Annotated in this window: 13 protein-coding genes; 9 read left to right on the top strand and 4 right to left on the bottom strand. The window is 64.5% G+C overall.

Going from position 1 to position 15,533, the window contains the following annotated elements; genetic code table 11:
• Positions 1-5: 5 nt before the first annotated feature.
• Positions 6-2,105 carry a TonB-dependent siderophore receptor gene (locus PO883_RS00330; RefSeq protein WP_289307998.1) on the top strand — a complete coding sequence of 700 codons (2,100 nt, stop codon included), beginning with the start codon at positions 6-8 and terminating at the stop codon, positions 2,103-2,105.
• Between the two features lie 107 nt (positions 2,106-2,212).
• On the opposite strand, the gene PO883_RS00325 is transcribed toward PO883_RS00330, so the two are convergent.
• Entirely contained in the window at positions 2,213-2,797 is a 585-nt protein-coding gene (locus PO883_RS00325; RefSeq protein WP_289307997.1) for a hypothetical protein, read from the bottom strand.
• Positions 2,798-2,808: 11 nt separating this feature from the next.
• On the opposite strand from PO883_RS00325, the gene PO883_RS00320 reads away from it, so the two are divergent.
• Positions 2,809-3,537, top strand: coding sequence for an alpha/beta hydrolase (locus PO883_RS00320; RefSeq protein WP_289307996.1), 729 nt, complete (start codon positions 2,809-2,811; stop codon positions 3,535-3,537).
• 117 nt (positions 3,538-3,654) lie between these two features.
• On the opposite strand, the gene tssH is transcribed toward PO883_RS00320, so the two are convergent.
• Genes tssH through tssF form a run of 3 tightly spaced genes read right to left on the bottom strand, consistent with a single transcriptional unit; the run spans position 3,655 to position 9,183 of the window.
• Positions 3,655-6,306 carry a type VI secretion system ATPase TssH gene (gene tssH, locus PO883_RS00315; RefSeq protein WP_289307995.1) on the bottom strand — a complete coding sequence of 884 codons (2,652 nt, stop codon included), beginning with the start codon at positions 6,304-6,306 and terminating at the stop codon, positions 3,655-3,657.
• A 19-nt stretch (positions 6,307-6,325) separates the two neighbouring features.
• Positions 6,326-7,336, bottom strand: coding sequence for a type VI secretion system baseplate subunit TssG (gene tssG / locus PO883_RS00310; RefSeq protein ID WP_289307994.1), 1,011 nt, complete (start codon positions 7,334-7,336; stop codon positions 6,326-6,328).
• The gene (gene tssF / locus PO883_RS00305) at positions 7,321-9,183 is read right to left on the bottom strand and encodes a type VI secretion system baseplate subunit TssF (protein WP_289307993.1); all 1,863 of its coding nucleotides are present in this window, start codon (positions 9,181-9,183) and stop codon (positions 7,321-7,323) included. Before tssF ends, tssG begins: the two co-directional genes overlap by 16 nt.
• A 201-nt stretch (positions 9,184-9,384) precedes the next feature.
• Between tssF and PO883_RS00300 the strand changes: the two genes are divergently transcribed.
• From PO883_RS00300 to PO883_RS00270, 7 genes are all read left to right on the top strand, one after another.
• Positions 9,385-10,599, top strand: a complete 1,215-nt coding sequence (locus PO883_RS00300) for a hypothetical protein (protein ID WP_289307992.1) — start codon at positions 9,385-9,387, stop codon at positions 10,597-10,599.
• A 253-nt stretch (positions 10,600-10,852) separates the two neighbouring features.
• A complete protein-coding gene (tssA, locus tag PO883_RS00295; RefSeq protein ID WP_289307991.1) occupies positions 10,853-11,902 on the top strand; it encodes a type VI secretion system protein TssA in 1,050 nt (349 codons plus the stop codon).
• 37 nt (positions 11,903-11,939) lie between these two features.
• On the top strand, positions 11,940-12,440 hold the full coding sequence (gene tssB, locus PO883_RS00290; RefSeq protein ID WP_289307990.1) for a type VI secretion system contractile sheath small subunit: 501 nt from the start codon (positions 11,940-11,942) through the stop codon (positions 12,438-12,440).
• Between the two features lie 21 nt (positions 12,441-12,461).
• On the top strand, positions 12,462-13,964 hold the full coding sequence (gene tssC, locus PO883_RS00285) for a type VI secretion system contractile sheath large subunit (RefSeq protein WP_373890019.1): 1,503 nt from the start codon (positions 12,462-12,464) through the stop codon (positions 13,962-13,964).
• An 87-nt stretch (positions 13,965-14,051) separates the two neighbouring features.
• Positions 14,052-14,558: a type VI secretion system tube protein Hcp gene (locus tag PO883_RS00280; protein WP_289307989.1), complete on the top strand. Its 507-nt coding sequence runs from the start codon at positions 14,052-14,054 to the stop codon at positions 14,556-14,558.
• Positions 14,559-14,634: 76 nt separating this feature from the next.
• On the top strand, positions 14,635-15,132 hold the full coding sequence (gene tssE / locus PO883_RS00275) for a type VI secretion system baseplate subunit TssE (protein ID WP_289307988.1): 498 nt from the start codon (positions 14,635-14,637) through the stop codon (positions 15,130-15,132).
• Positions 15,132-15,521, top strand: a complete 390-nt coding sequence (locus tag PO883_RS00270; protein ID WP_167089773.1) for a DUF4280 domain-containing protein — start codon at positions 15,132-15,134, stop codon at positions 15,519-15,521. The genes tssE and PO883_RS00270 overlap by 1 nt, the downstream gene beginning before the upstream one ends.
• Positions 15,522-15,533 lie beyond the last annotated feature (12 nt).

Below are 15,533 nucleotides of genomic sequence, written 5' to 3'. Positions count from 1 at the left end.
TTCCCATGGCCTGTATGACCATGATCGCCACCATGGCCCTGCCGGCCATGGCCCAGGCGCCTGTCGAAACCATGAAGGAAATCACTGTCAAGGCCGCTGCTGAAACAGCCGACAGCCTTCCAGCGGCCGCGCCCGGCGGCAAAGTGGCCAAGGGCGCCCGTCTCGGCGTACTCGGCAACGTGAGCGTGATGGACACCCCGTTCAACATCACCGCCTACACCTCCCAGACCATTGCCGACCAGCAGGCCCAGACCATCGCCGCCGTGCTCAAGAACGACCCGTCGGTACGCACCACCACCAACGAAGGCCACATCGTCGAGAACTTTAACATTCGCGGTTTTGGCGTGAGTGCGGGTTCGATGGCGATCAATGGCGCGTACGGCCTGGCGCCTGAGCAAAACACCCCGACCGAACTGTTCGAGCGCGTCGAAGTGCTCAAGGGTCCCGGCGCGATGATGATGGGCCTGCCGCCAGCGGGCGACGTGGGCGGCGCGGTCAACCTGGTGCCCAAGCGCGCCGGCGCCACCCCGCTGACGCGCGTGACGACCTCGGTGTCGAGCAAATCGAACGTCGGCGTGCATGCCGACGTGGCGCGCCGCTTCGGCGCGGACCAGGCCCTGGGCGTGCGCGTCAACGGCGTGCTGTCCGGCGGCAAAACCTGGCTCGACCACCAGACCAAGAAGCGCGAGATCGGCCATGTGGCCGTGGACTACCAGGGCAAGGGCTGGAACGTCGACATGGACGCCTATTCGCTGACCAACAAGGTGCGCAAGGGCGCGCCGATGCAGCCGATCATCACCGGCTGGACCAGCGTGCCGAAAGCGCCGCATGGCTCGACCAACTTCTTTTACGGCGAAGATGTGTACGGCAACACCGAAACCCAGGGCTTGATCGTGCGCGGCCAGGTCGAACTCGGCGCTGGCTGGAGCGCGTTCGCCTCGGCCGGTACCGCCAAGCACGCGTACGACGGCTTCATCTTCGGCACCCGTCCGGTGCTGCCGGTGTCGGGCGGCGACAGCGGCAAGGCCACCGGCACGGCCTACAACTCGTGGGGCGAGTACGAAACCACCACCTTCGAGACGGGCGTGCGCGGCCAGTTCGCCACCGGCGCCATCGCGCACAAGGTGACCGTGGCAGCCAATGTCATGAATTACGAAGGCGGCAGCCGCGGCAACGGCACCGCGCCGATCGTCAGCAACATCTACAACCCGACCCCGATCACCATGCCGGCCGGGAAGGACGCATCGACCTACACCCAGTTCAACGACGATGTAATGACGGCGGTCAGCGCGGCTGATTCGATGTGGTTCGCTGACGGCAAGCTGCAGCTCACCATCGGCGCACGCGCCCAGAAGGTGCACCAGAAGCTGAGCAACTACGAGGAAACCGCCGTCACGCCGCTGGCCGGCGTGGTGGTCAAGCCGTGGGGCGAGAATGTGTCCCTGTACGCCAACTACGTCGAAGGCCTGAGCGCCGGCACCACCGTCAAGGCGCCGTATGCCAACGAAGGTGAAACGTTCAAGCCGTACAAGTCCAAACAGGCCGAAGCTGGCGTGAAATGGGCGATGAATACGCTCACCCAGACCTTGAGCCTGTTCCAGATCAGCAAACCGGCGCTGATCGAAACGAACAACCGCATGACGACCGACGGCGAGCAGCGCAACCGTGGCGTGGAGTGGAATGTGTTCGGCAAGGCCGGCAAGGACATCACCTTGCTCGGTGGCGTCGCGTACACCAAGGCCGAGCAGACCAAGACCGCCAAGGGCATCAACCAGGGCAAGGCGCAATTTGGTATTCCGCGCCTGACGGCCAACATCGGCGTCGATTACGCGGTGGCGGCGGTACCGGGGCTGGAACTGAGTTCGCGCGTGAACTACACAGGTTCGCAGTGGCTGGCGTCGGACAATTCCCTGAAGCTCGATTCGTGGACGACGCTGGACCTGGGCGCGCGTTACGCGACGCGCTTTGGCGCAATGCCTGTGGTGCTGCGTGCCTACGTGACCAATGTGGCCGACAAGGAGTACTTTGAAAGCGCGTGGGGAACGGGGCGCGTGAACCTGGGCGCACCGCGCGCCGTGCGTTTGTCGGCCGCGTTCGATTTCTGATAACGTATGCTGGTGCCACGCCCTGTTGCCGTCTGGTAGACGGCAACAGGGCGTGGCCAGGTAGTCAGGCCCGCCATGCAGCGGGCCTTTTTGCATGTTATCTATCCTCAGTCGAAAGGGCCGGCGCCCTGGATGCGAAAATCGAGTTTGTCAAAAACTGGTCGGATGACGACATGTCGCAATTGACGATATCGATCTGCGACGGCACGTCCCGTTTCCGTCACGAGGTGTATGTCGGCCATCAGCGCTTGCGCGATGCCGTGCGCGCACTGGATGGTTTCAAGGACGACGTGTACGGCGGAGTGTATGACCTGCGTTTCGGCGTCGTCGGCCCTGCCTATGCCGCAGGCGCGTTCCATGCGCGCTTTCACTTCGATCAACATGCGGACCTGCTCATCACGGTGCATGCGCAATCGCGGTTCGTCGCGTTCCCCGTCAACGAAGTGGCAAGTGAGGTAACGCTTTACCTCACGGCGCTGCCCAGCCAGCTCGACGATTTTGTCCGGGCCTTGCGCGCCGTGAGCGATGGCCATGCCGATAGCGCCACCCTGGACGCCACCGGGCCCTGTTATCGACACTGCGGGCCCTGCCGGCACGAGGCTGTTGGCGAGTGCGGGTTCCAGCTTCTCCCGTTTCCTTTTCATCAGAAAATCACCAGCAACGCCAGATTCAGCATTGCCGCCACCTATCAAGAAAGAATTTCATGCGCCCTCTGTACTCCCTCATACCCTTGCTGTTTGGCATGCCTATGGCCATGGCTGCCATCCCCGTGGACATTCACGTTCCAGCCAATGTCCAAGCCTGTACGAATGCGATACCATGCCCAGTAGCAATCCTTAGCCCGGGATATGGATTTTCTGGTTCGGATTACTCCTTCGTCACCAACTATCTTAACGGCAAGGGTTACTTGGTTGTCGCCCTGCAAGACAGTGCCGGCGGCGTGAAAATGGACCCGAACGCCCCAGTGGCGAAGCAAGTACAAGCATTGGCCCGGGTGGCCTCGCAGTCGATCTCCACCGTGATCGACGACATCGCGCTACGGTATCCCCAGTTCGATTGGCGACACCTGCTCCTCGTCGGGCACTCCCTTGGTGGAGACAGTTCGGCTCAGTTCGCCGCTGACTACCCGAACCGGGTTTCCGGCTTGATCAGCCTGGACAGCCGGCGGGTCGCGTTGCCCCGTTCAGCTGGTATCCACGTCCTGACAATTCGTGCCAGCGACACCACTGCGGATCCCGCTGTCCTGCCGAACGAGGAAGAGCGGAGCCGCTACGGTACCTGCGTGGTCCGCATCGAAGGCTCCCGCCACAACGATATGCACGATGCTGGCAGTGAACAACTCAAGGCCAGAATGACATCCGCCATCGATACTTTCCTCGCTCCAGCGCCGTATCCGAAATACGCCTGTGGCCAAGACTCCAAGCTGGAATGACGGGCGCCCAGTGCGGGAGCGTGGCATGGCATCGATGCCTGCTCCCTCCTGTGTTGGAGGTACGTCGAGAGCTTTGCTCAGGCGCGCTTCATCGCCGCCACCGCGAGCCCTGGGCGCCTACGCCTGGATGTACACGAACTCCCCATGCGCAACCCCGACCTCGATGTCGGCCAGCGCGCTGCCTTCCATGGTCCGGGTGAGGAACTGGCGGCTGATATCGGGCAGCATCGAGTTGGTCAGGATCGCATCGATCATGCGGCCGCCCGACTCGCTCTCGGTACAGCGCAGCGTCACCAGCTCGACCACCGCATCGCTGTACCCGAACCGGATCCCGTAACGCTGCTCGACCCGCGCCTTGATGCGGTCCAGCTGCAAGCGGATGATCTGCTCCAGCATGGCCGGCGCCAGCGGATAATAGGGAATGCTCACCAGCCTGCCCAGCAGCGCCGGCGGGAACACGTGCAGCAGCGGGCCGCGCAGCGCCGCCGCCATCGCATCCGGGGTGGGCCTGGCGGCGCCGTCGCGGCAAAGCTGCGCGATCACGTCGGTGCCGGCATTGGTGGTCAGGATGATCAGCGTATTCCTGAAATCGATGACGCGGCCTTCGCCGTCTTCCATATAACCCTTGTCGAACACCTGGAAGAACATTTCGTGCACATCGGGGTGGGCTTTCTCGATTTCGTCGAGCAGTACCACGGAGTAGGGCTTGCGCCGCACCGCCTCGGTCAGCACGCCGCCTTCGCCGTAGCCCACATAGCCCGGCGGCGCGCCCTTGAGCGTGGACGCGGTATGCGCCTCCTGGAACTCGCTCATGTTGATCGAGATGAGATTGTGCTCGCCGCCGTACAGGGCCTCGGCCAGGGCCAGCGCGGTTTCGGTCTTGCCCACGCCCGAGGTCCCGGCCAGCATGAACACGCCAATCGGCTTGTTCGGGTTATCCAGCCCGGCGCGCGAAGTCTGGATGCGCCGCGCGATCATGTCCATCGCATGATCCTGCCCGATCACCCGGCGCGCCAGCACGGCCGCGATGCCCAGCGTCGTCTCGACGTCGTTTTTTGCCATCCGCCCGACTGGAATGCCGGTCCAGTCGCCCACCACAGCGGCGACGGCCTGGTAGTCCACCGTCGGCAAGATCAGCGGCTGCTCGCCCTGCACGGTCGTGAGCTCCTGTTGCAGCGCCTTGAGCTGCGCCGTCATCGCATCGCGTTCATTCTCTCCGGATGGTTGCGCGGCGCCGTCGCGCAAGGTGGCGCGCAGGGCCAGCAGCCGGTCGACCAGCGCGCGTTCGGCGCCCCAGCGTGCCTCCAGCGCCGCCAGCCGATCCCGTTCGAGGCCGAGCAGGTCGTTGGCGCAGTTGGCGCGCATGCCAGTGTCGATGCCGATGGCGCGCTCGCGGCCCACGATGGCCAGTTCCGTCTCCAGCGCTTCGATGCGGCGGCGGCTGTCGTCCACCGCCGCCGGCGTTGCGTGCAGGCTCACCGCCACGCGCGCGCAGGCCGTGTCGAGCAGGCTGACGCACTTGTCGGGCAGCTGGCGCGCCGGAATGTAGCGGTGCGACAGCTTGACCGCCGCCTCGAGCGCCTCGTCCAGGATCTGCACCCGGTGGTGCGCTTCCATGGTTGCGGCCACGCCGCGCATCATCAGCAGCGCGCGCGCCTCGTCCGGCTGGTCGACCTGCACCATCTGGAAGCGCCGCGTCAGGGCCGGGTCCTTTTCGATATGCTTCTTGTACTCGGCAAAGGTGGTCGCGCCGATGGTGCGCAGGGTGCCGCGCGCCAGGGCGGGTTTGAGCAGGTTGGCGGCGTCGCCGGTGCCGGCCGCGCCGCCCGCGCCGACCAGCGTGTGCGTCTCGTCGATGAACAGGATGACCGGTTTGGCGCTGCCCTGGACCTCGTCGATGACGGCGCGCAGGCGCTGCTCGAATTCGCCCTTCATGCTGGCGCCGGCCTGCAACAGGCCGATGTCGAGCATCAACAACTGCACATCCTTCAGCGCCGGCGGCACGTCGCCGCGCGCGATGCGCTGGGCGAAGCCTTCCACCACGGCGGTCTTGCCGACACCGGCCTCGCCGACCAGGATGGGATTGTTCTGGCGCCGCCGCATGAGGATGTCGACCAGTTGGCGGATCTCGTTGTCGCGCCCGACGATCGGGTCCATCTTGCCGTCGCGCGCCTGCGCGGTCAGGTCGACGGTGAATTTTTTCAGCGCTTCGTGCTTGCCCAAGGGGCCGGGCGCGATGGCGCCGCTGGCCACGCCCGGCGCCACGTCCACGCCATTGCTGGTGGTGAGGTGCGCCTCCGGCGACTGCGCCAGCAGGCTTGCGAAGGCATCGGCCAGGTCGTCGGCGCGCAGCTTGTCGAACTGGCTGGAGATGGCCAGCAGCGCGTGGCGCAGGTTGGCGGTCTTGAGCATGCCGATGAGCAGGTGGCCGGAGCGGATGTGCGTGTCGCCGAACAGCAGCGTGCCGTAGACCCAGGCCCGTTCCACCGCCTCGTCGAGCCGGGACGACAGGTCCGTCACCGACGTGGCGCCGCGCGGCAGCCGGTCCAGCGCCGCCGTCACGTCGCGTGCCAGGGCCGCCGCATCGAGATCGTCGTGTTCCACGATGCGGCGCAGGTCGCAGTCCTGCTGCAGCAGCTGATGCAGCCAGTGGACCAGTTCCACGTAGGGGTTGCCGCGCAATTTGCAGAACACGGTACTGCTCTCGATCGCCCGGTAGCACAGGGAATTGAGCTTGCCAAACAAGGCAACGCGGCTGATGTCGGCCATGAATTTTCCTTCGTCGGAGTCAGCCCGCGCGGGGCTGGGGGTTGATAAGCAGTTGATCAGGATCATGCAGGGGCGTGGCGCTGGTGACATAGCTGGTCCAGCCCAGGCGCGTGGCCGCACCCAGGCGCAGGCCCGGCACCTCGTCCCTGGCGAGGATCAGGCGCACGTCCCAGTCGGGCACCGTGCCGGCGTACAGCCTGACCCAGTCGGACAGGCGCCGCATGCTGTCGCCGCCCGGGAGCATGCGTTGGTAATCGTGCAGCGACAGGGGACCGAATACGATGCGGAATTTGTGCTGGCAATCCCACACCTGGCGCCCGAGCACTGTCGACTGCCCCAGGCGGTTGCCGCGTTCGGGCGCGCCGATGCGGGTCTGGCTGTCGTCCGGCAGCGGCATCCAGTGGCCGACGAACTGCTCGATCCGGACCGGCAGGCCGAAATAGTCGTGCAACAGCGTCACCAGGCCGGCCGCCGGACGCGCGCGATTGGCCAGCAGGCCGGCCGCGTGCAGCTTGGCGGCGTCGTCGATGCTGTCGCGCCCCTTCATGGCGGGTGAACCGATGCCGCACAAGCTGCCGACATAATCGGCAAAGCGGTCGCTCTGCGGCCGGTCGAAACCGACCACCGGTTCGGCGCAGGCGCGGGCGCGGTAGAACAGGGCGAGCATCCGGTGATGAAACAGGTCGGCAAACGCCGCCAGGGTGGTATCGCCAGCATTGCGCGCGCGCTCGCGCGCGTGCTCGGTCAGGTGCAGGGGCAGGGCGCCGCCGGGACCGAACATGCCAAAGAAATTGACGGACAGGCGAGGCAGCACGCGCGCACCCGCCGGAACGTAGGCGCCGACGGCGCTCGCCTGGAATGTCAGCACCGGGTCCTGGCCGAAGCGCACCGCGTCGTCGCCGGCGCGCAGCGAGGCGCCGATGCGCGGCTTGTGTGGATGGGCGTTTTCGATCAGGCGCAGGATCTGGAAGAACTCCATCCCGCGTACGCCCGCCTGCAACCGGGCGTCGAGCGCTACAGGATCGCGCATACGCCGCTGCTGGCGGGCCAGCGCATGATCTCCCCGCGCGCCACGGTGCGAATGACCGTTTCGGTGAACGAATTGATCGACACATACTGGGCAAAAAAGCGGTTCAGCACCGCGCCGAGCAGGAAGGCGCCGCTGCCCTCGAATGCGGCGTCGTCCAGCGTCACCGTGATTTGCAGGCCGCGGCCGAAGGCGATGGGGCCGGGCGCGGACAGGCGCCGCGTGACGGTGGCCGTGCTCGCCGAACGCAGGCCCTCGATCTGGCGCTGGCCTTGCAGGTCGCCCGGCTGGCAGTACAGCGACAGCAGTTCGCGCAAGGCGACGGCGCCATGTTCGGGATCGCTGTCGACCAGCGACAGGTAGTTCAGCGACAGGTGGTTCATCAGGCGCCAGGTGGTGCTGCCTTCGGCGAACGAGGGAAACGGCCGGCTTGGCCCGGCCACCACACGCGCCGCCGTCAGCGGCGCATCGGTATCGGCCACCAGGTCGGTTTTCCCGAGCCCCAGCGGCATCGACAGCGGCAGGTCGCGGTTGGTGCACCACAAGGTCAGTCCGAGCTGGCGCAGGTCGGCGCGGTAGGGCGCCTCGGCCGCATCGACAATCGCGATGTACGTTTCGCTGCCGATGTAGCTGGAACGTGGCCCATGCTGCTGTTGGCGCTGCGACAGGGTACGCCTTTCGCGCCGGATCTGGAAGTATGCGCGGCCCTCGCCGCCGCCATCCTTGGCGCAGTAGAAGGGCAGGAAGGCCTGCCCGGCGCCGACACCGCTGCCGTACCCGGTGACGCGCTCGATGTGGTGCACTTCGTAGTCGAGCGGGCGGGTGCGGTCGACCAGCACGTGGTATTCGAACTTGTCGTCGGCCAGGTTGATGCGGTCGGCGCGGCGTGGGAACAGGTTGGCGGCCGGCGTGCAATTGAGCGCGAAGTGGCTGGCGTCGAGCGCTTGCTCAAGGTGGGCGTCGGTCCGGTTGAGCAGCACGATGATTTCGATTTCAGTGTCGTCGCAGGAGCGCAGCGTGCCTTGCAGCTGGCCGATCTCGACGAAGTGATAGCGCTGCGGGAAGGCGAAATACTCGCGCAGCAGGCGAAAGCCGTCGAAACTGCGGCCGCTGCCCGGCAGCAGCGCCTCGTCTTCTTCCATTCCCAGCGGGCGTAACGCACTTTTGGGCAACAGTTTGTGCCAGCGCGCCGGGCGGGTAGTGGGCAGCACGAGGATGCCCTCGATCCCGGCCAGCATCGCTTCGTGAATGCGGGCCGGCATGGCGTCGCTGCCGCGCAGATGCAGCGCCAGGGTGTCGAGCGCCAGGTCCTTGAAAGCGATGCCGCCCGTGGTGCGCAGGCGCAGGCGGATGCCGGCCTTGACGCCGGCCGGCAGAGCCACCTCGGGCATGCCGCTGTGCGTGAAAAAATTCGCGGCCACCAGTTCGATCGGCCACAGGGTCAGCGCATGGGCACTGCGGTATTCGCAGGCGGTGGCGTCGCCCTTGCCAAGCACGCTGCGCATGGGGGTGCCGCGCGCCACCGTCACGCCGGCGGCCAGGGCAGGGTGCGACAGGTCGGGCTGCATCTGCACCACCGCCATCGATGGCGTGGGGGCCAGCAGCTGCGGGTACACCAGCTCGGCCAGGTGCTGGGTGAAGCGCGGGAATTCGGCGTCGATCTTCATCTGCACGCGCGCAGCCATGAAGCTGAAGCCTTCCAGCAGGCGCTCCACGTAGGGATCGGCGCATTCGAAGGCATCGAGGCCCAGGCGCCCGGCGATCTTGGGATAGTCGCGGGCGAACTCGCCGCTCATCTCGCGCAGGTGGTGCAGCTCCTGGCTGTAGTAGCGCAGGAAGGCGGGGTTCATGATGGGTGCTCCCGGGTTGTGTTGGTGATGCGGTGCCTGGCACGTCGCGCTGCGGTTGGCGTGATCGATTGTATGGTGGCTGGCAGCGGAACAATCGCTAACGATCCTAATTGTTCTTAACGGTTCTAATACTCGTTGTCACGCGCTCTGCACATCGGCGATATTGCATCGTTAAGCCCGCATAACCATTTTGGAGCCTCCATGCACTCGCCATATATATTTACGCTGGACTGTCGAAGCACGAAGCCCGAGGCGGCATATGCGGCCTGGGCCGCCAGGTTTGTTGTCGAGGCAAGCAGGATCGAATCGGCATACCGGACTTACTGCAATTTTGCGTGGCAGACCGGCGATTTCCCCCACTTTTACGCCGCCATCATTGCTTCGCTGAGCGAGGGTCACGACAATGTGACGCTGGTCATTTCAGCCGAGGAAGCGGTGGGGAAGGACATCATCAGCGACCTGTGGTTTGCCTTAGGCAGCTACTGCCGTGCAAACAAAAAGCATGTCAGTGTCGTGATGTTCGAGCACATGGGCAAAGAAGCGAAGACCAAATGGGAACAGGTTCTCGGCGTGCCGAAGGTGTTTGGGCCAATGGACGCGACCGAGCATGCATCGGGTTTTGTCAAAAGGATGCAACCGGGTGATACGTTTACGCCCGCTTGGGCTGGGCTGATCCGGGGCGGCGACGACGGGCTTTTCAAGGCCTATGGAAAAGCCTGCCAGGCCTTCGCGGCCAGTTTCTTCAGCCCATCGTCCGGTTTTGACAAGGAAGCGTTTTCGGGAACGTCAAAATTTGTGTGCATATGGGACAGAACCGTCAGCCTGACTGGCGCCAACCCGCAGTACAACTCGACCGTGGAGGGGAACGACCAGTTGTGCCGATACCTGCTGGACGCTGTTCCCGGTCTCAATGCGGTCTTGCTGGTGGGGACGGGTTTTTCAAACGGCACCCGGTCGCTATCCAAAGTATTCGACATGGGTGGGTTCTGGAGCAAGCTGAGAGGGATCAACGGCCGCATGCAGCAAAATGGATTTTTTGATTATATGACTGCCATGTACGATTGCGACGTGGTGCATGTCGGCATGAAGAGCGGAGGCATGGACGCGCTCGGACTGCTGGGGCAGAAAGTCGTTTTTATCGATTCAAAGCGTGCGCCGGAAATTACCCGCGAGCGAGTCGACTTGTTTCGGGCACATCATTTCAGGTCTGTAGCGGTGGCCGAGCTTCCGTCGCCCGTCGGCAAAGCGATTGACCAAATACGGGAAGACAAGGGCGATACCAGCGTCATCAAGTCAACCATTCCATCAAGCCTGCTGGATGAAGTATCCACAAAGGCAAAGTCCAAGACAAGCGGTTTTATCGACACCGATCTTGACGATGTCGCGACGCAAGTGAAAATGCTGTTCGCCCGCTGAATCGACACTGCCTCCCGGAGCGGCGGAGCGCCTCGTTCCGCCAGCCGCCTTTCCCTATCCATCGTTCCCCTCGCGCCGCCTTACGGGCGTTGCCGCCGTTTGCCGATCCGTTTGGATTTTTATTGATTCCTAACGATTCCTAACGGTCCTAATAGTCGTTGGAGGACGTCGCCGCTGCGGATATCTTGGATTCATCGACGGCACGCATCACGGTGCCGACCACTCATCCGAACACTGTGCTTGATTACCATCCATGGCCGAATCCGACAACATCGCGACCCACCCAACGCCAGCCGGCGCCACCGCCGGCGAGCTTGGCGAACGCACGTCCTGCGGCCCCAACCTGGAATACGACGCCGACTTCCTCGCACTCGAAGAACTCATGCGCGACAAGCCCGAGGTCCAGTACGGCAAGACCATCGTGGCGGCCGTGGAGCCGGAGTGGAAGGCGGTCGAATCGCTCGCCACCGCCTTGCTCGAACGCAGCCGCGATCTGCGCATCGCCTGCCCGCTGCTGCGCGCATCGATCGCCTTGCACGGCCTGCGCGGCCTGGCCGACGGCGTCACCCTGATCGACAAGCTGCTGACCGAACACTGGGACGACGTCCATCCCCAGCTCGATCCGTCCGACGACATGGACCCGACCTTGCGCGTCAATTCCCTGGCCATGCTGGCCGACGGCGACGCGGTGGCCGGTGCAGTCAAGGAGATGCTGCTCGTGACCCTGCCCGGTGTTGGCGCGCTGACGGTGCGCGAACTTGACGTCGCCAATGGCGACCTCGCACCGCGCCCCGGCACCGACAGGCACACCATGCCGACCCTGGAGCGCGCCATCGCCGAACTGGCGCCCGCGCCGCTGGAACTGGCGGCAGACGCCTTGCGCCAGGCGCACGGCAAGGCGCTGGCGGTCGAAGCGCTGTTGATGCACAAGCTGGGCGCGGTCAACGCGCTCAATCTGGCCCCCTTGACCCGGCCCCTCAAACGCGGCCTCGATTTTCTCGACGCCGAACTGGCGCGGCGTACGGCGCTGCTGCAGCAAGCCGTGCCCGGGCCATCCGGTGCGGTGACGCCAGCTGCGCCCGACGGCGCCATCGCCAGCCGCGCCGACGTGCTGCGCATGCTCGAACGGATCTGCGCCTACTACACGCAGTTCGAGCCATCGAGTCCGGTGCCGCTGCTGCTCGACCGCGTCAAGCGGCTGGTGCCGATGAATTTTCTGGAGGCGATGCAGGACCTCGCGCCCGATGGCGTAAGGCAGTTGTTGGTCGTCAGCGGTTCGTGCGAAGACGCGGCGGGACGCTGAACGTTGCAGTGTTTATCTAATCATCAAGGAGTGGACCGTGGGTAGTCAGAGTAGCCAAAAATTCATCGGGCGTAATCGCGCGCCGCGTGTGCAGATCGAATACGACGTGGAGGTGTACGGCAGCGAAAAGACGGTGCGCCTGCCCTTTGTCATGGGCGTGATGTCGGACCTGTCGGGCCAGCCCGCCGAGCCGCTCGCGCCAGTGGCCGAGCGCCAGTTCCTTGAAGTCGACATCGACAATTTCGACGAGCGCCTCAAATCCATGAAGCCGCGCGTGGTGCTGCAGGTGCCCAACACCCTGACCGGCGAAGGGAACATGGCAATCGACATGACGTTTTCCTCGCTCGACGATTTCTCGCCGGCGGCCATCGCCCGCAACGTCGAGCCGCTCAAGGCGCTGCTGGAAGCGCGCGCCCAGTTGTCGAACCTGTTGACTTACATGGACGGCAAGACCGGCGCCGAGGAATTGATCGCCCGGCTGCTGCAAGAACCGGCCCTGATGCAGGCATTGAGCGCGGCGCCCAAGCCGCAAGAATAAACAGACAACGGAGCGACCACCATGGCAGAGACAGACGTAGAAACAAGCGCACCAGCGCAGCAGGGCGGCGCAACGCTCGACATGAGCGACTTTGGCGCCCTGCTGCAAAAGGAATTCAAGCCCCAGTCCGACCGGGCGAAAGAAGCGGTCGACAATGCGGTGCGCACCCTGGCCGCGCAAGCGCTGGCCGGCACCGCCCTGGTATCGGACGACGTGCTGGGCACCATCGAAAGCCTGATCGCGGCGCTCGACAAGAAACTGAGCGACCAGATCAACGCGGTGCTGCACGCGCCGCAGTTCCAGGCACTGGAAGGCGCCTGGCGCGGCCTGCACCACCTCGTCAACAACAGCGAGACCGATGAAAGCCTGAAGATCCGGGTGATGAACGTGTCGAAAAACGACTTGGGCAAAACGCTCAAGAAGTACAAGGGCGTGGCCTGGGACCAGAGTCCGATCTTCAAGAAAATGTACGAAGAAGAGTACGGCCAGTTCGGCGGCGAGCCGTTCGCCACCATCGTGGCCGACTACTACTTCGACAACAGCCCGCCCGACGTCGAACTGCTGGCCGCCATGGCCAAGGTGGCCGCAGCCTCCCACGCGCCGTTCCTGGCCGCCGCCGCACCATCGGTGATGCTGATGGAATCGTGGCAGGAGCTGGCCAATCCGCGCGACCTCACCAAGATTTTCCAGACGCCGGAGCATGCCGCCTGGCGCCTGTTCCGCGAAACCGAGGATGCCCGCTACGTGGGCCTGGCGATGCCGCGCTTCCTGGCGCGCCAGCCGTACGGCGCCAAATCCGACCCGGTCGAGGAATTCGATTTCGAGGAAGACACCAGCGCCCCGGGCAGCAAGAACTACACCTGGGCCAACGCGGCCTATGCGATGGCGGTCAATATCAACCGCAGCTTCAAGGAGTACGGCTGGTGCTCGCGCATTCGCGGCATCGAATCGGGCGGCGCGGTCGAGGGCTTGCCGGTGCATACCTTCCCGACCGACGACGGCGGCGTGGCCATGCAGTGCCCCACCGAGATCGCCATTTCCGACCGGCGCGAGGCCGAACTGGCGGCCAACGGCTTCATGCCGCTGGTGTACAAGAAAAACACCGACTTCGCCGCCTTCATCGGCGCCCAGTCACTGCACAAGCCGGCCGAATACGACGATCCGAATGCGACCGCCAACGCCAACCTGGCGGCGCGCCTGCCATACCTGTTCGCCACCTGCCGCTTCGCGCACTACCTCAAGTGCATCGTGCGCGACAAGATCGGTTCATTCAAGGGCCGCGACGAGATGGAGCGCTGGCTGAGCAACTGGATCAACCGCTATGTCGACGGCGACCCGGCCAATTCCAGCGAGCGCACCAAGTCGCAAAAACCGTTGTCCGACGCCGAGGTGATCCTGGAAGAAGTCGAAGGCAATCCGGGCTACTACACATCCAAGTTTTTCCTGCGTCCGCACTATCAGCTGGAGGGCTTGACCGTGTCGCTGCGGCTGGTCTCCAAGCTGCCGTCGGCGGCAGGCGCATAAGGTTTGGCAGGGAGCGTGAACCGGGCATGGCGCCTGGTCCTTTTGTAGCACAACGCCGGCAAGCGCCGGCATCATAAGGAGTGAAAAATGGCTGTAGATATGTTCCTGAACCTGGGCGATAACATCAAGGGTGAATGCCAGGACACAGTGCAGGGCCCCTTGGGCGACGTCGACATCCTGGCGTGGGGCTGGGGACTGCAGAATTCCGGTTCCTTCCACGGCGGCGGCGGCGGCGGCTCCGGCAAGGCGTCGGCGCAGGACCTGTCGTTCACCAAGTACCTCGATACCGCATCGACCGGGCTGATGATCGCGCTGACCAAGGGCTCGCACATCCCCGTGTGCACGCTGCTGGTGCGCAAGGCCGGCGAGGGCCAGAAGCCTTATCTGAAAATCACCATGTCGAGGGTACTGGTCACGTCGATTTCGACCGGCGGCAGCGGCGGCGAAGACCGCCTGACCGAAAACGTGTCCCTGCACTTTGGCGAAGTCAAGGTCGAGTACTTCGTCCAGGATCAGAAAGGCGATACTAAAAATAGAGGCGAATTGATCTGGAATATCGCCGGCAATGACGCGAACGGAAAAGCGGCAGCATAAGGAGAGCGCACTCCCGGGCCACCCGGACCCGGGAGTGCGGCTGAAATGGCATCTGACCTGTTGGGAGCAACGAACCATGCCTGAACTGGCACCCCGCGAGCGCTTGCAGCCCTCGCTGCTCGACCGCCTGACCGACCTCGCGCCGGACCAGGCATCCGAGCCGCGCGAGCAGCGCGTGCTGTGCATGGCCGGCCTGCGCCGCGCCGTGCTGCGCGACCTGACCTGGCTGCTCAACGCCAGCAGCCTGTTCCCGCGCGCCCAAAGCGGCGTGCCGCGCCACGTGCACGACAGCGTTCTCAATTACGGCATTCCCGATATTTCCGGCGTCAGCGTCGACGGCCTCGATCTGGCCGGTCTTGAACAAGGCATCCGCCAGGCGATCTGGGATTTCGAGCCGCGCCTGCTGCGCAATTCGGTGTCGGTCAGCGCGGTCGCTTCCGCCGCCAACGCCAGCAACACCATCCTGTTCGATATCTGCGCCGAACTGTGGGGCCAGCCTTTTCCCGAACACCTGTACCTCAAGACGGAGCTCGATCTCGAACGCGGCACCGTCCATTTGATCGAAAGAAGCTGATGGCAAGCCAGGTTTCCATGGGCGCGATGATGACCTGCACCTTCGGCGTCGCGCCGTCGACCCTCGTGGTACTCCCCAAGAACAAGGTGCTGGCCGAAGGTCCGCCGGCGGCCAACATCATGGACCACATCCCGATCGTGAACATTCCGCCTTTCGGCATGTGCAATTCGATGGCCAACCCGATGGTGGCCGCCGCCACCGCCGCCGCGCTGGGCGCGCTCACGCCCATGCCCTGCATCCCCGTCACCAGCGCGCCCTGGGTCACGGGCGCACCGACGGTCTTGCTGGGCAATATGCCGGCGCTCGACAACCTGTCGAAGTGCCTGTGCAACTGGGGCGGGGCGATCGCCTTCACCACCGCCGGGACCATCAAGACGATGATTCCCTAGACGCGCGAGCGC

It is taken from the genome of Massilia sp. DJPM01 (assembly GCF_030348125.1).
GTDB classification, from domain to species: Bacteria; Pseudomonadota; Gammaproteobacteria; order Burkholderiales; family Burkholderiaceae_D; genus Telluria_A; species Telluria_A frigida.
Note: the sequence above shows the minus strand (reverse complement) of the source record. Positions and strands in the feature narration are given on the sequence as shown.

Coding starts and splice junctions, on each gene's coding strand:
- PO883_RS00330 (WP_289307998.1), top strand. CDS start 6: ATGGCCTGTATGACCATGATCGCCACCATGGCCCTGCCGGCCATGGCC.
- PO883_RS00320 (WP_289307996.1), top strand. CDS start 2,809: ATGCGCCCTCTGTACTCCCTCATACCCTTGCTGTTTGGCATGCCTATG.
- tssH (WP_289307995.1), bottom strand. CDS start 6,306: ATGGCCGACATCAGCCGCGTTGCCTTGTTTGGCAAGCTCAATTCCCTG.
- tssG (WP_289307994.1), bottom strand. CDS start 7,336: ATGCGCGATCCTGTAGCGCTCGACGCCCGGTTGCAGGCGGGCGTACGC.
- tssF (WP_289307993.1), bottom strand. CDS start 9,183: ATGAACCCCGCCTTCCTGCGCTACTACAGCCAGGAGCTGCACCACCTG.
- PO883_RS00300 (WP_289307992.1), top strand. CDS start 9,385: ATGCACTCGCCATATATATTTACGCTGGACTGTCGAAGCACGAAGCCC.
- tssA (WP_289307991.1), top strand. CDS start 10,853: ATGGCCGAATCCGACAACATCGCGACCCACCCAACGCCAGCCGGCGCC.
- tssC (WP_373890019.1), top strand. CDS start 12,462: ATGGCAGAGACAGACGTAGAAACAAGCGCACCAGCGCAGCAGGGCGGC.
- PO883_RS00280 (WP_289307989.1), top strand. CDS start 14,052: ATGGCTGTAGATATGTTCCTGAACCTGGGCGATAACATCAAGGGTGAA.
- tssE (WP_289307988.1), top strand. CDS start 14,635: ATGCCTGAACTGGCACCCCGCGAGCGCTTGCAGCCCTCGCTGCTCGAC.
- PO883_RS00270 (WP_167089773.1), top strand. CDS start 15,132: ATGGCAAGCCAGGTTTCCATGGGCGCGATGATGACCTGCACCTTCGGC.